Source organism: Algoriphagus sp. 4150, assembly GCF_031457395.1.
Classification (GTDB): Bacteria; Bacteroidota; Bacteroidia; order Cytophagales; family Cyclobacteriaceae; genus Algoriphagus.
This window is the reverse complement of record NZ_JAVDWS010000003.1, coordinates 277,808-293,503: the sequence shown is the minus strand read 5'-3', so window position 1 is coordinate 293,503 and position 15,696 is coordinate 277,808. Positions and strand designations below refer to the sequence as shown.

Annotated in this window: 9 protein-coding genes; 4 read left to right on the top strand and 5 right to left on the bottom strand. The window is 43.8% G+C overall.

All coding sequences use genetic code 11. From position 1 onward, the window contains the following. Window positions 1-113: 113 nt before the first annotated feature. From J2X69_RS07440 to J2X69_RS07430, 3 genes are all read right to left on the bottom strand, one after another. Window positions 114-2,858 carry a hypothetical protein gene (locus tag J2X69_RS07440; RefSeq protein WP_310100857.1) on the bottom strand — a complete coding sequence of 915 codons (2,745 nt, stop codon included), beginning with the start codon at window positions 2,856-2,858 and terminating at the stop codon, window positions 114-116. 251 nt (window positions 2,859-3,109) lie between these two features. Continuing rightward, complete coding sequence (yaaA, locus tag J2X69_RS07435; protein ID WP_310100854.1) at window positions 3,110-3,862, bottom strand: peroxide stress protein YaaA; 753 nt, start codon at window positions 3,860-3,862, stop codon at window positions 3,110-3,112. A 1-nt stretch (window position 3,863) separates the two neighbouring features. Next, window positions 3,864-9,416 carry a gliding motility-associated C-terminal domain-containing protein gene (locus tag J2X69_RS07430; protein WP_310100851.1) on the bottom strand — a complete coding sequence of 1,851 codons (5,553 nt, stop codon included), beginning with the start codon at window positions 9,414-9,416 and terminating at the stop codon, window positions 3,864-3,866. Window positions 9,417-9,497: 81 nt separating this feature from the next. Between J2X69_RS07430 and J2X69_RS07425 the strand changes: the two genes are divergently transcribed. Continuing rightward, on the top strand, window positions 9,498-10,544 hold the full coding sequence (locus J2X69_RS07425) for a type IX secretion system membrane protein PorP/SprF (RefSeq protein ID WP_310100847.1): 1,047 nt from the start codon (window positions 9,498-9,500) through the stop codon (window positions 10,542-10,544). Window positions 10,545-10,890: 346 nt separating this feature from the next. On the opposite strand, the gene J2X69_RS07420 is transcribed toward J2X69_RS07425, so the two are convergent. Further along, window positions 10,891-12,312, bottom strand: coding sequence for a Gfo/Idh/MocA family oxidoreductase (locus J2X69_RS07420; RefSeq protein ID WP_310100844.1), 1,422 nt, complete (start codon window positions 12,310-12,312; stop codon window positions 10,891-10,893). Window positions 12,313-12,500: 188 nt separating this feature from the next. On the opposite strand from J2X69_RS07420, the gene J2X69_RS07415 reads away from it, so the two are divergent. Beyond that, window positions 12,501-13,523 (top strand): ThuA domain-containing protein, encoded by a 1,023-nt coding sequence (locus J2X69_RS07415; protein ID WP_310100842.1) that lies wholly within the window; start codon window positions 12,501-12,503, stop codon window positions 13,521-13,523. 121 nt (window positions 13,524-13,644) lie between these two features. Then, on the top strand, window positions 13,645-14,496 hold the full coding sequence (locus J2X69_RS07410) for a sugar phosphate isomerase/epimerase family protein (protein ID WP_310100839.1): 852 nt from the start codon (window positions 13,645-13,647) through the stop codon (window positions 14,494-14,496). An 11-nt stretch (window positions 14,497-14,507) separates the two neighbouring features. Here the strand turns inward: J2X69_RS07410 and J2X69_RS07405 are convergent, their stop codons facing one another. Further along, on the bottom strand, window positions 14,508-15,062 hold the full coding sequence (locus J2X69_RS07405) for a YcxB family protein (protein ID WP_310100836.1): 555 nt from the start codon (window positions 15,060-15,062) through the stop codon (window positions 14,508-14,510). A 95-nt stretch (window positions 15,063-15,157) separates the two neighbouring features. On the opposite strand from J2X69_RS07405, the gene J2X69_RS07400 reads away from it, so the two are divergent. Continuing rightward, the gene (locus tag J2X69_RS07400; RefSeq protein ID WP_310100833.1) at window positions 15,158-15,610 is read left to right on the top strand and encodes a GNAT family N-acetyltransferase; all 453 of its coding nucleotides are present in this window, start codon (window positions 15,158-15,160) and stop codon (window positions 15,608-15,610) included. The last annotated feature ends 86 nt before the right edge of the window (window positions 15,611-15,696 follow it).

Genomic DNA, 15,696 nt, shown 5'->3' with positions numbered 1-15,696 from the left:
GGATAGGTTTTTGAATTTTGGGTTGTGAAAGAATAATTCCAAAGGTGGAAAAATAGGAAAAATATCGCATTCAACTTTCCCACTGATAAAAAATGTTCTACTGAAATATCCGTTTATTCCAAAACCAAAAGGGAACCGGTGACTTTTTCATTCAAATCAAATTCATTCTTAAGTATTAGAACTATAGCGTAGGTTCCTTGCGGGACAGATCTTCCGGTCTCTACCCCATCCCAAATTAGTATAGGGGATAGAAAGCTTATTTCAGTTTCTACATCATGGTGAATTAATTCTCCGGTCGAGTTAAATACATACAATTCGGCCTCGGAGACCCCTTCGCTGACAGTTACCCGGAAATCCCTAGCAGGGTCTCCAAGTATCATTGCATTTGGAAATACATAGTCAACATCGCAAACGTCATAGACTCTAAATTTTTCGATGTAGATACAGCCTTCTACGGAAAGTACTGTCAGTTCATAGTCTCCCGCTTGGGAGGGGGTGAATGTTTGGTCAGTGCCTACTACTACATCCTCTGTAAGAAAATGCCAGGTATAAGATTCATGCTTCCCCGCGTCAATTGCCGGGATTCCGTTTCCTTTTGAGCAAAATGGATAGGACTCTTCAAGATCCGGACTGGGGGTTAAGACGCTAGCCTCTATGGAAATATTGAAACGTTCTATTTCACAGCGTCCCCCCGATTGCTTGTCACGATAAAGTATAGCTTCGTAAATCCCTTCCCTATCATCAGACACTTCATATAGATCAGGTCCCCCTGGCAGTTCTTCTGTACTGCCATCCTCCATATACAGATTCCACTCAATCCACGTGACTTGATCTTCATTTTCCGATACATCCAGATAGATATTAAACAATCTACATGCTTCTTCAAAATCTAGGATAGCCTCAACGCTAAAAGCAGGTTGGTTGTATGGGATGTCAATAGGGGTAACCCCGCATTCCGGTGCTGCTTTGGACTGTACTGTGAGTTGATATACTTCCCCAAACTGAGTCGGGCTGAATTCCTGTGAACGTCCCACGATTTCCCCGGAGCTGTTGTACCACCGGAATATTGCATCCTCAGCAGCCAGGTTTTGTATTTCTGCCCTCCATATTTGATCCCCCAAGCAGTTTTCATCGACAATTTCATAATTAAACTCGACTTCAAAGTCTAGTTTGTTAACAGTAAATTCTTTGATTGTAGGGCAATAATCCTCATTGTCACTGGGATCTATTAGTAGGCTATACTGCCCACCATCCGTGAGTGTTATGCTTTCTCCGGCCCTTGCTGAAATATCGCTTCCGTCAGGTTGTGTTAAGGTGAAACTCAGGTTCAGATCAGACTGTAAGTCCAGTTCATAGCTGCCGCATATTTCAATTGCTTTAGGCATAGGGAAGGGCACATCTCTTTTCCTATCTATGGTAAAGGTTTTTATTCTAGTGTTGCATTCGTCTCCTGCGTGTTTGAAATCAAAAAAATAGTTTCCTGACGGAAGGTCTACTGTAATTGAATCACCATCATTCAATGAGCCAACTATTGAATTTCTACTATTTCTGGAAAGTATGCGGTAATCGCCGGTGACATTTCCATTAGGGAAGGTAATTTCTACTTTTCCCATATTGGTGCCGTCTAAATTACATTCTTCTTTGTAAGTCCTTATATTTGTTTCATTAACTGAAGCAGATAGTTGCACCGCTTGGAAAAAATGTGCTCTACATTCAGTATTTGCAGCTTCAATAGTATAGACTCCGGCATCAAGATTGGTAATGGGCACTTCTGTACCGGCTGCCTGAGGACCCAAGTCGAGATTTAATTCTAAAACCCTTAAAGAAACCAAGTCTTTCTCTACTACAATCCTAAAAGAGCCGTCATTTGCACTGCAAGCTGTAGGCTGTCTCACGATTGAAGTATTTATTTTAGGCCCTTCATTTAGCCTGATTGTAGTGATTTTTTCTAAAGGGCAGGGAGAATTTTCCCGATTACCTATAAATCCTACTTCGTATATACCGGGCTCACCAAGCTGACTGCTGGTTAAGGTAATTTCATTATTTCTCCCTAAACTTATTTTGGCGGACTCTCCCTGCGTTCTATACCACCATTCTCCATTAATCCGGGTATCCAACTCAATTCTGACTGATTCCCCATCACACATTTCCTCTCTGCTTTGGATAAATTGAAAATCTGCTGAAGAACTGACATATGTGGAAGATGTTGTACGGCATCCCGGTCTTGAGCCCGTTGGGGTAAGTCTTACAAAATAAAGACCTTCTTCAGTAGGAATCAACTCATTTCCTGCACTGCCGACCCCTCGCTTTACAACACTTGAAAATTCCTGATCTCTAGCCCAAGTAAATTCATAGTTCCCTACATCAGGATCAGATGGGTCCATAGCCCATAAAGCAGGAGTGTTTTCCCCACAAAGAAGGTAATCCGACTTAAGGACAATAGCCGGTCCCGGGCTTACTTCTACCCTAATGCTATTTATACTGGGAGTAGCTGTCGGCGTGGAGCGTTCTTGCAAGATTACTTCGTAAGTCCCACTTTTTGTAAATTGAATTTGAATCGTACCTACAGTGCCTGAACCGCCATTTGCTAGAACGGTTCTACTCCCATCCGGATCCTGAAGTAACCATGTATATTCTGCCGATGATGGAGAAGTGATACTATATTCTCCCGTGGCTACACCAAAAAAAGTGCATAGCTGAGTAGGCCCCGTGAGTCCAAAGGCTGCTGCGGTAGAATAGTTAGTTTCGGGTTTACTTGCGTTTCTTACCAAACTCCCTTGGGTAAGCAGGGGAGTCAAGAAACTCCAAACCAACATCATCCAAATATTCCTTTTGGAAAATTGGCAATAAGGTTTCAATTAAATCAAATTTGGGTGCGTATAAAGATAACAATATCTTTCCTCAATGGACTAATATTAGGATGGTCGGTCAAAAAATGTTCCAAATCAATTCTGGATGTTGCCGACTTGCTAAGCTATGACCGGTATGGAGCCCAATTTGGGTTTTGAAATACTTGGTGTGGTTCTGAAAATTAGTACGATGTGCTAAGATATAATTTCACACAGGTGAAAAAATGGCTTCTCCATACAAGTGTCAGTAAGTTGCGCTATTACCTGATGAAAATCCAGTTGTTTTGATCACTCATTGTTTCAGAATACTCATACCCGGCTTCATTGAAAGTCTTCAGTTGTGTAGGATCAGTGATTCTGTTTTTGATGGCAAAATTGCTCATCATTCCTCTGGCTTGTTTTGCAAAGAATCCGATGATTTTGTAGCTGTCATCCTTGAATTCTTTGAATTCGATAGTGATCAATGGACTTTTTAAAGTCTTCAAATGAACAGCTTTGAAATATTCCTGCGAAGCAAGATTGACTATAGGTTGGCCACCCGCGGCGGCATTGATGGCTTTGGCAATTTTCTTATCCCAAAATTCATACAGATTTTTCCCTTTTTTGTTTTCCAATTTGATGCCCATTTCCAAGCGATAGGGCTGGATCAGATCCAAAGGCTTCAGCAACCCATATAAGCCAGAGAGGATTCTTAAATGGTTCTGCGCAAAATCAAAATCCTCCTTGGAATAGGTATCCACATCAATTTTGGTGTACACGTCTCCTTTGAAAGCCAAGATGGCCTGCTTCGCATTCTCGGTGGTGAAATCTTTCTGAAAACCCTTAAAACGCCCATCATTCAGCTCTGCCAAATTATCGGAGATATGCATCAGTTCGCCGATTTCCCTGGCCGACTTCTTTTTCATGATCCTTACTAAGGAGTACGTGTCATTCTTGAAATCAGGTTGAGTAGATTCTATGAAATTTGGGGTGCTATAATCCAGCGTTTTTGCCGGCGAAATAAGGATAAGCATACTATTGAATTACCGTAATCGATTTGATTAATTTCTCTCTTTTGTTTTGGTTTTGACTGGTAAACTTCACCACGACCGCATATGTTCCATTTGGGACAAATTCTCCCCTTACTTGACCATCCCACGGGCAGAAAGCTTGATTGGGCTCAATGTTTTCATGCGTGCAATAGAAGATCAGCTCACCCCAGCGGTTGTAAATATAGACTTCCACATCATCTATGTATTCGTTTGCGTAGAGGATAAAATTCCTGTTGGGATCATTTAATACCATACCATTCGGGAAGACTATTTTCAATGCACAATCTTCTACCACATCAATGATTGAAATATATTCACAGCCAAGATTATCCGAAACGGTAAGTTCATAAATACCTCCTTCAGTAGGAGTAAACACGGGATCCTGCGAAACTTCCACACCGTTCAATTTCCACGAATAATTATCGTAGATACCGGGCTCAATGGACTGGGTAACTCCTTCGATAGCACAGATAGTGAACCCTTCAGGTACTACTGGAGGGATTATGGTGGATTTTATCACCACTCCGCTGGCTCGGCCAAGATCACAGCCTACACTACTTCTCAGCAATACTTCGAAAGTCCCCTCCTCCGATACTTCGATAATAGGTAGCCCGTTGAAAGCGGGGATTCTTGTTCGGGTGTTGTTTACCACAGAATACCATTCGAAATCTGTTACGTTGGTTAAATCTGCATTTACTGTAATAGTCGTGCTCGTTTGATCTATACAAAATGGCACGATATCCAATCTGGCATCCACCCGCTCCGAAATGATTTCAGCCGTAAATTCCTTTTTGTCCAAGGGGCATAGTCCCCCTGCCAGAGGCTGCACTTCAAGCGTATAATCTCCTGCTATGCTAGGTACAAAAGTTTGTCTTCTTCCCACGATTATACCCTGTTCATTTTTCCAGAGGAAGAGCACATCAGCGGGATCCACGTTGTTGAGAATTGCTTCATATTGAATTCCTGCCTGACAGTCCACGATCGGTTGAGAGACATCAAAATCTATTGACGGTGTGATATTCGCTACAATAGTCACTTCTTTCGGGCAATTTTCACCGGTTGGATCCATTCCTCTTACCGTATAGGTGTCAGATTCAGTGATGGTGAATTCCCCATCAGCATCCGGAGTAATGACGGTTCCGTTAGAACTGGTCATCGTATAGTTCAATTCATCTGGGGAAGTAGGTGCGAAAGTGAAGTTCCCGCAAGCTGTTAAATTCGAAGGGACAGAAAATACTACTTCGAATTTCTGAGCAACGGTATAGGTCAAAGGATCAGGAATGGCACAGCCGTTTGGATCCGTGACTTCTACTGTGTATTCTCCATGAGGTACGTCGATGTCAACCTGATTTGTAGTTGGAAATGGGTTTTCTATAGTCAGTCCATCTCCTTGTCTTACCACTTTATAATAAGTTCCTGATGGAGGAGCAGTGGTGAAGTTGATAGTAATCAAACCATCCTCTACTCCAAAAGGACCGCATACCTCATCAGAAGTAGTGACTGTGTATTCGAATCCGGCCGGAGGATTGTTGTTTTCCACTGTTGCTGTTGCCGTATAGAAACAACCTGTGCTATTTTCTGCTTCGATTACGTATAGACCGGGAAGTAAATCCGGGACAGTCAGCACATCCCCTTGATTCACATTTGTAAAGGTTATCCCTTCGTCCAGTACCCTGACAAGGCTGGCGGGTGCTTGCATCGTGATTTCAAAAGACCCATCAGCAGTTGCACAATCTTCTGCAGGATTACTTTGAACTGTGAAAAGAGGCAATTCATTGACCAATAAATCCAATCTTTTTTCCACTACACAGCCATCCAAAATCGGATCTTCCGTAACAAAGATAATTTCATATTGCCCGGGACCGGGCAACTCATTAATCCAAAGCTCCAATTCAAAGAATTCGCCAAGAGCTACTCTATCCGGATTGCCATTCAGTTCATAAAACCACTCCCCGGCAATCGGCGTGTCAGGCGCGAAAATTACTGAAGTTTCTTCATAGCACACTTCCTCGGCTGTCTGAGTAAGGTCAAACTCAAAGGCAGGTCCCACAAAGATTTCTGCTGTAGCGGGGCATGTTTGGTAAAGTTCCGCTTCATCTTCCGATAGACCTTCCGGGATCCGATAGCTTACCCTGACCGTGTAGATACTTTGTTCATCAACTGTGATCTCATTTGAGTTCACGTCGCCAAAGACTTGCCCCGCGGCATTGGTCCATTCGAAATCATACAACCCGTCAGCAGGGTCGTACCCATCTATCGCAGTCAGTGTGACAGGTTCTCCTGCACATATTGTAGCGTCATCTGCCAAAGTCAATTCCGGCGGCGCTTCTACCAAGATTTCTGTGCTTTCCCTGAAGTATTCGATATCGGCACAGCGGTCAACCCGAAGTTCGACAGTGTAAGTGCCCGGGCTATTGAAAACCTGATCCAGATTCTGGAATTCCTCGCCCGGACCACCGTAATTATTTCTTATTACCGTTCCGTCATCCTGATTGGTAATGGTCCAGAAATAGCTGTCTATATCCGGTTCCCCTCCGCCTTCCAGCAAGGCACCGCTTGTGTTTTCATCCAAACAGATCCGTACAGGAGCAGACAGGCTAGGTTCAGGTATGGAGCTTCCCGAGTTCTGAACAAAGGATGGCAGCCCCAGATTGGATGTGCCAGGCATTGGCTGTACGCCATCTTGGGTGAAGGTGCTTTCAGAATTACAACCGGATCCTACATTAATCTGGCCAATTCTATTGTCTCCCACCACAGCTGCATAGATCTCTCCATTTGGTCCAATTTGTAATGCCCCCAAGTTGAGCCCGGATGTTTGACTTACTTGATTTTTTGTGCTGATGATACAGCTTTCAATCTCTGACCTGCTGCTTGATCCTTCAAAGCAGGAAGGACATACAGCCGCATCAGGATCGTCGCTATCGGTGGCTTTGATGATGAATTCTTCGATTCCGGGTCCTCCATTTCTATAGGAAACCAAAATCCGTTCTCCATCATCCGAGAATTCCATCCCATACACATCTCCATCGCAGCCTAAGTCAATACGGGCATATTCACTCATCTCTCCGGTATCGCTGTCAAAATCAAAGATCTCAACTTTGTTGCATCCTCCTTCGGAGATGGTGACGGCCAATTGATCTCCATCCGAATTGAATTTCATCGCGCCCACGCCGGAATTGAATCCATGGCTGCTACCTACTGAGCTGAATACGGGCTGACCGATACCATTTGCAGACACAGGATAGGCACGGAATGTATTGTTTCCCAGTTCATGATACATTACCCAGGTGGTATCGCCGGCATCCAATCCTGCGGTATGTTCTGTAGATGGGCTGAAGAGGAAATTGTCTTTAGTGACTACATTGCCCACCCCGGTTGGGTTTTCGGACTTGATATCTACTAAGGAATAGCTGGCTTCGTTTTGACGGTTAGCCGAAGTTTGGGTAGTGAATAGGTAAAAGAGCGTTTCTTCCTGAGGCACAGGGACCGCAAGCACACTTTGACTGCTTGAGTTCTCCCCACCAATATCCTCACCGTTCTCCATTAAGTCACCGTTCAGATCCCAGACAGATTGGCCATCGGTATAGAAAAGCACCTGACCAGTCTGATCAGAAATGGTAGTAGTCCCGGCAGGGATGTTTCGAGGGTGGCGGGAAGCTATCGGTCGTGGGGTAGGGGCATCGGGATCATTTGGGTCGGGATTGAAGTCCAGCCCCGCCCCATCACCAAAGTACCAAATGTTATTCGTCTGATCATCCACGTCCCACATCTTCACACGGATCTCAGCATAGGCATAGCAAGAAGAGCCCGGCTCACGGACCAAGGCCCAGTATAGTCCAGGGCTGCAGACCTGGTTAGTCCCTTTTGGCCCCCAGCCTTCATCCCGCTTATTGGACCAGAAGTACTCGTAATTATCATCACCTCCTGCACCACCGCCACCGCCTCCTCCACCCGGGGCTCCACCTTCACCGTCTCCTCCCTGATTTTGGGCAGTGAGTAATGGAGCTATATCAAAACAACTCTCACAAAGTGTAGTGTCTTGAGGGGAAAAATTGGCTTCCAGATTATTTTCAGCTAGGGGGATGGTTTTGTTGACAGTCTTAGTCTCCCCATCTGCAAAGGTAACCGTAAGTGTCACGGCTAAGCTCTGGCCTGAGGCTGCGTCGCCCGGAACTAAAAAATGCTCCTGCGAATAATCTGTATCTAAGGGGTTTCCATCTTCATCTGTAAGTGCCGGGCTGAATTCCCAGGCAAAGCTTACCGGGCGGTAATTCTCCGGGGTCAGTACAGAAGTGAGCTGAACAGGATTGTTGGCACATGGTTCTTCGGGAGACCAGGTGAAATCGACCGTAGGGTCTATATCCGCATTTGGGGCAAAGGTGGGAAATACCGTTCCACAAAAGTCAGTTCCTCCAAATGGATCTTCGTCCACTTCTATCAAATCCAATTCTTCTTCATCCGGATTGGTGACCTTGCCCATCAGCTGTGGTCCACCGGCTACCTCTTCGTAGAGGTAATAGATGCTTCCATCCGGCCCGACTTTAATGTCATGGATGGCAAAAAGATCAGCGGGTGGTGTTCCCGGACCCTCGATTGGGATTAACTCCGGGGTAGCAGACAGGTCATTGGAAGGAACCCGATAAAGCTGATTGCCACGGGAATAATAAATGAAATTTTCATCCGGAGAAAATGCTGCTCCTCCATAATTCCCCGCTCCGGAAGATTGGGGGATAGGAGTGGGTGTACCGAATGTCCCTCCGCTTGTATCAAAATCCAAAACTAAAATTGGGGCATTGCCGGACTCCGGGATGATGATCAGTTGATTTCTGTCCTCATTGAAGACAATCTTCTTTGGGGTGGAAGAAATTGCTTGATTATCCGTAGTAGAGAAATTCCCCTCTCCCGGATCCAGACTTCTTGCTATTAAGTTACCATTGGCAAAGCTGATTAAGTAGGAGGGGGATGCCGGGCTTTTTACTACCAACAGTGCTCCACTTCCATTGCCAATTACATTGTCTTTAGAAGTAATCTCTCCCAGTGGTCTTTCGTTGCCGGTGGCTTGCCCCGGGGCATTCATGTCTACTACCGCATACTGTAGTGCACCACCGGGAGATAGGTAGAAAATATAAAAGAGTTTGTTGCCATCCGGATCATATTCCAAGAATCCCGTCGCCACTTGTTGGATTCCATCTATATTTCCATTCAAGCCGGGGGCTAGGCCTTGTATTGTTTCCGGTCTGTTATCGTATACAAGTACACCGTTCGTCTGGAAAAACGGCTGTCCGGTGATGGGGTCAACTGCTATTGCGCTGTTATGCTTGCCTAATAGAACGTTGGAAGGCAATGTTTGAACATTCGCCGTATTTCCTTTTCCAAAGGACAAATAATTACTTTCTCCAGACTCACAAGCTCCGAAAATCCATTCGTTATCATTAAATCCTTGGGAATAGACAGAAGAATTAAATACAAATGTTGTAAATAGTAGGGTAATTGTAAAAATGTAGGTTAACCTTATGGAATTAGGGCTGCTTTTCATAATTTTCGAACCGCTTCTTAAACCACATACGATCTATACCGTTAAGAAGCTACTGAATATTCAAAATTAACGAACAAATACTTGCTACGGTCTCTGGTTTACGTTGTTTTTCTTTGCGTGGTTGGACTATTTTATGGTTCCAATGCTTATGCACAGGATCCGCAATATAGCCAATATTATGCGGCACCTCTTTACTTAAATCCGGCTTTTGCAGGATCTGAGTTGACCGGAAGAGTTGGTTTTAATTACAGAAATCAATGGCCGAGTATTGAAGCACAGTTCACTACTTTTTCTGCGTATTACGATACCTATCTGAATGATTACAATTCAGGGATAGGTATTATGCTTATGCAGGATACAGAGGGTGCCTCCAAGCTTCGTTCCACCACTATTTCGGGTATCTATTCCTACGAGTTGAAGCTTGGGAAGAATGTTTATTTCCGTCCCGGATTCCAGGCAAGTTATATTCGTAGAGAGATTGGTTTTTATGAAAATCTGATTTTTGCAAATCAAATCAATCCGAATGATCCATTTGGGCCAATTTTCCCGGGCTCGGACATCCCGGGTTTGGGAGATCCTGTAAATATGCTTTCGCTATCCTTTGGAGGATTGCTTTTCACAAAGGATTTTTGGATAGGGGGATCGGCACATCATGTGAATCAGCCAAATCAGTCTTTTATCGATGGAGACAGCCCTTTGCCTACGAAATTTTCTGCGCATGCGGGATATAGGATTTCCTTAGGTGAGGGTGCTATGAGACAGGATTTTACCCATCAACGTAAGCAGTATTATTTGACACCTACCGTCAACTATAAAAAGCAGGGACCTTTTGAGCAGCTAGATGTAGGGGCTTATTTTTATGCGGAGCCAATCGTTTTTGGACTTTGGTATAGAGGACTTCCTTACAAAAAAGTGGAGGAACAAAGTAACCGTGATGCGATTGTCATGATGGTGGGGCTCAATCTGCTCAGTGGTCTAAATGTAGGCTATAGTTTTGACTACACCGTTTCACAGTTGGGTATTCAATCCGGTGGAGCGCATGAATTGAGTTTGTCTTGGACTTTGCCAAACAACCAGCAGGGGCAGCCACAAAGAAGGGATACTTTGCTCCCATGCCCTAAGTTTTAAACTAAGATTTCAGAATCACGATTTACGACAATCCTGAATCGCCACAATCATTTTGATTTAAAGAGAGTATGTGTATCCGCATGAATGCACGTACTGGAATTATTACCGGTTAGTCATGGGGAAATCCCCCCTCGCCCCCTTTTAGAAAGGGGGAATTGCCCAATTTGAACTTCTATCATTAACTCCAAATAAAGCGGATACACATAAAAGAAAATATTGAATTCCAGCTTCTGTAGAATCAGAGTAACTATTTCCTTCGTGTAATCTTTGTGGACTTTGTGGTTTAAATATAAAAAAGCTGAAACGGTCTCCCATTTCAGCTCTTAACTTCAAACTTGGCGTTTTCTTACAGAGTATAATACTGCTCCCATCCTTTTCTTGGGACTTCGCCACCGAGCAATTGATTTGCCAACGGATTATTGGTGATACGTTGTGTCTCTCTGTCGAATTTCAAGGTTGTATTTAGCTGTTGGGCCAATACGCCTAAGCAGAATACCTGGCTTAGTGGTCCTGTAATTTCAAATCCTGAGCGCGCTTCCTCTTCACCTTTACAAGCCTTTAAGAAATTTGCGAAGTGATTGGATGGACTTTCCGGTACTTCGGGAAGCTTACTTGCCATATCCTTGGCTTTTTGCTCACCTACAATCGAAAGTGTACTGCCGTGAGAACCACCTTTGAAAGTCAGGTCTTTGCCATAAATAATCTTACCGGGATTTAGTTTTGCAGGTTGGATCTGTCCGGTACTCGCGGCAGGTATATCTGCATCCAATTCTGATACGCCATAGCCTTCCGGAAGTGGTGGAAGATTGTCCAGTCCGTCGTACCATGTCAACGTACAAGCCGGCATGTCACCTCTTTCCGGGAATTTGAAAGCTAATGTGGAGGACATCGGAAAGAAAAAGGGATTGTGACCTTTCAGCATTACCGGATCTACCTCATAGGGCAGACCTAAATCCAGAAACCGATGAGCGGTATCCATCGTATGCGCGCCCCAGTCTCCCAAAGCACCCATCCCGAAATCATACCAGCATCTCCACTGCCCATTGATGAAATCTTTGTTATAGTCGTGCTCACTTCTTGCCGCTAACCAGGAGTTCCATTCCAATGTGGAAGGAATTGCTTCTGCTTTAGGGAAGCTTTGCATATTTACATCCCAGCCATGCCATCTTCTAGGGCTATTCATATGGGCGGTCACAGCAGTCACATCTTTGATGATACCGGCTTCTTTCCATGCTTTGAACTGGAAATAGTTGGCTTCAGAGTGTCCCTGATTTCCCATCTGTGTGACTACATTATGTCTTTTGGCACAATCCATCATGAGAGATACTTCATTGAAAGTCCGCGCCATCGGTTTTTCTGTATAGACATGCTTGCCTTCTGACATTGCTAGCATAGTGATAGGGAAGTGTGAGAAGTCAGGCGTTCCTACGGTGATAGCTTCAAATCCATTTCCAAACTCATCGAACATTTTTCTAAAGTCTTGGAATCGCTTTGCATTAGGAAACTTTTCCAAGATCTCTGTAGTATGCGGAGCTCCCAAGTCCACATCGCAAAGGGCTACGATATTACATAGACCTGTATCGTAAAGTGCGTGGATGATCTGAGCACCTCTGTTTCCAATACCACAGCACGCAAGGTTCACTTTATCGCTTGGAGCAATGTGTCCCATGGATTTGCCTAAAACCGATGAGGGAATTATAGAAATCCCGCTAAGTCCAAATGCGGCGAGTGAGCCGGTTTTGAGAAAGTTTCTTCTGTCCTTTTGCATAATATAAGATTATTTGGGGAGTACGATTGAATTTTGAATGATAAAGTAGGGATTTTTTACTGCTAGTTATTTCATTTTTCTGCTGAATGGCGAAAGAATTAACGGAATCGATACCGAAAGAGAAATTTGCCTACAGGACGAAAACACTTAAAAGTTTTACTATTTTCCGAATTCTTACTCTAATAACCATGAATAGATACTTCCTTAATAAGTCTGCACTTTTATTGAGTGTGATAGTGATGGGTTTAATCCCTTATGTTTCAGCTCAAAACGGAAAAACCTTCTTGCAGTTTGCAGGTAAGGACGGTGCCGGTGCGGGAAAGAATGTAGTGCTTATCTCTGGAGATGATGAATACAGATCTGAAGAGTCCATGCCTATGATGGCTAAAATTCTGTCTACGCATTATGGCTTTAATACGACAGTGTTGTTCCCCATCGAGCCGGAAACAGGCGATATTGTCCCTAGCTACCAAAACAATATACCGGGATTGGAGTTTTTGGAAAATGCTGATTTGGTCATCATGCTGATCCGTTTTCGGGATTTGCCTTTAGACCAGATGAAGTATTTGGACAATTATTTCAAATCAGGAAAGCCTTTCATTGCTCTTCGCACATCCACCCATCCCTTCTCGATCAAAGACAAGAATTCACCCTTTGCCAAATGGACTTGGAACAGTGAGGTTCCGGGTTGGGAAGGTGGATTTGGTCAGCAGATCGTAGGCGAAACCTGGGTCGCACATCACGGTATCCACAAATCCGAAGGAACACGAGCTTTGATAGACGGAGGAAACCGCGATGCAGATCACCCGATCTTGCGGGGGGTGGATGACATCTGGGCACCTACAGATGTGTATTCGATCAAGAGTTTGCCTGCTGAAGCAAATGTTTTATTGTATGGGCAATCTACTGCCGGAATGACTCCGGAGGCTCCGCTGATGTGGGACAAATCGATTATGCCTATTGCCTGGACGAAGGACTATTTGCTGGATGGCGGGAAAACGGGCAAGGTACTGGGAAGTACATTGGGATCATCGATAGACTTCCAGGTGGAGGATATGCGACGCTTGATCGTAAACGCTGCATTTTGGCTGCTTGATATGCCGGAGTCGGTGACAGCTGATATGAATGTGGATATTGTGGGCGAATATGAGCCTACGATGTTTGGGTTTGACAGCTTTCGAAAAGGAATGAAAGTGAGTGATTTTAAGTAAGCAATTTCAGTATTCAAAATTCATCATTCGGACTTCGATATTTTCAATAATGAATGATGAACATCGAATATTGAAAAATGAAGTTCAAAATAATTTGAGTTAACAAGAGGGAGAATAATTCATGAACAAAATAGGATTTAACGTGCTGGCATGGTCAGCGGAGATGTCGGAAGCATTGCTGCCGGTATTGGATCGGTTGAAAAGGATCGGATACGACGGAGCGGAGTTTTTTATCGGCGGTTCACCTGAGGAATCGTTTAAGCTGGTAGGCAAGCACTGTGCAGATATAGGTCTTGAAGTCACTGCGGTGACGGTGATGGGGGCTGAGCAGAACCCGATTTCTTCTGATGCAAAAGTACGTAAGGCGGCAGGTGAGCAACTCAAATGGGTAATCGACCGTGCTGCGGATCTAAATGCGCAAGTGCTTTGCGGCCCATTTCATTCCGGGTTTACTGTGTTTGCAGCCCGGGAACCCATGGAGGAAGAATACAATTGGTCTGCTGAATACCTGCATGGGATGGGTGATTATGCCTTGCAGGCAGGAGTGTTGTTGACTCCCGAAGCGCTGAACAGATTCGAGTGCTACCTCTGCAATACCATGGAACAGCTTTCTTATTTACTGAAGAAAGTAGACCATCCGAATGTGCAGGCGATGTTTGACACACACCATGCGAATATCGAGGAGAAGAGTCTGGGTGATGCGATTAAGTTTATCGCTCCACAGCTTGGCCATTTTCATATTTCCGAAAATGACCGGGGCACTCCCGGCTCGGGTCATGTGAACTTTGATGAGACATTCAAAGCTTTGGCAGAAGTGAAGTACAAAGGCTGGTTGACCATCGAAGGTTTTACGAGAAACGATCCTGCTTTTGCCAATTCCATCGGAGTGTGGAGAAATTTCTCCGAGCCTTGGGATATGGCGGAGAAAGGCTATGAGTTGATCAAAGGAATGGGAGAGAAGTATGGGTTGTGAAGCATTCAAACTTACTCGTAACGTCGAGATGGTTTGATAGAACTACTATTAGATCTGGTTTCATTTAACCAATCTTCAAATTCCCTCGCAGAGTACTCAGGTTTAAAAATTCTTTTCGGAAGAATTAAAGCTGATAAATTAGATGAGTAAATGTAGTAGTTATGCCGGTCATCCAGAATCATATCAATTTCGTTAATACTAACTTCTCCTTCAGAGTTTAGTCCAGACCATTGAATCTTATCCTTATTAAACGTCATTGACCTTTCACCTATAACCTCTTGATTCTTTTCGTTTTTGAGAAATTTTTCGACGTTGTTCTTGATTACTAAAATCATCAATGGTCTGGTGAGGAAAAAACCAAAAGCAAGAAAGACTAAACCTATTAGAAAAATATGATTAAAGCTTTGATCAGAGAAGATAAATGAAGTGAATGGAAGAAGGAATGAGATGAATCCAAAATTAATTCTTTGTTTAAATCTGAAATCTTCTTTTTCCGGTGAATACCACCCATTGAATTTATAAAATTCGTGTACATCACCTTTATTGACTTCAAATTTTAGTTTCATATTTCTTTAAGAGCAAATCTTATTCAATTTAGAATTTATGTCCATTTTATGAAAAATAGTCAGCTAAACCTATTTCACCTTTTCTGCATCTTAGCATGATCACACTCTCTCGCACCGATTCCTCCAATCCGGATTTTATTGTCTTGGTAAAGCTGCTGGATGCCTATCTGGCAGAAAAAGATGGGCAAGACCACGGGTATTACAATCAATTCAATACCATCGATATGCTGAAAAATGTGGTAGTTTGCTCAGAAAATGGGATTCCCGTAGCGTGTGGAGCTATCAAAGAGTTTGATGGGAATACCATGGAAGTGAAGCGGATGTTTACCAAACCTGAGGCTAGGGGAAAGGGGCTGGCTTCCCGTGTGCTGAAGGAGTTGGAAAGCTGGACATCAGAGCTTGGATATAAAAGCTGCGTGCTCGAAACGGGCAAGCGACAAGTAGAGGCGGTAGAATTATATAAAAAGAGAGGCTATTCCATCATCCCGAATTATGCACAGTATATCGGAATTGAGAATAGTTTATGTTTTCAGAAAAAGTTGATATAGTGATTTTAGTTCCCGCAGATCTCCGCAGATAACTTTCGCAGATTTACTCAGACCTTCTTAAATGATATTTGAATATTTTTAGATGA

Coding starts and splice junctions, on each gene's coding strand:
- yaaA (WP_310100854.1), bottom strand. CDS start 3,862: ATGCTTATCCTTATTTCGCCGGCAAAAACGCTGGATTATAGCACCCCA.
- J2X69_RS07430 (WP_310100851.1), bottom strand. CDS start 9,416: ATGAAAAGCAGCCCTAATTCCATAAGGTTAACCTACATTTTTACAATT.
- J2X69_RS07420 (WP_310100844.1), bottom strand. CDS start 12,312: ATGCAAAAGGACAGAAGAAACTTTCTCAAAACCGGCTCACTCGCCGCA.
- J2X69_RS07415 (WP_310100842.1), top strand. CDS start 12,501: ATGAATAGATACTTCCTTAATAAGTCTGCACTTTTATTGAGTGTGATA.
- J2X69_RS07410 (WP_310100839.1), top strand. CDS start 13,645: ATGAACAAAATAGGATTTAACGTGCTGGCATGGTCAGCGGAGATGTCG.
- J2X69_RS07405 (WP_310100836.1), bottom strand. CDS start 15,062: ATGAAACTAAAATTTGAAGTCAATAAAGGTGATGTACACGAATTTTAT.
- J2X69_RS07400 (WP_310100833.1), top strand. CDS start 15,158: ATGATCACACTCTCTCGCACCGATTCCTCCAATCCGGATTTTATTGTC.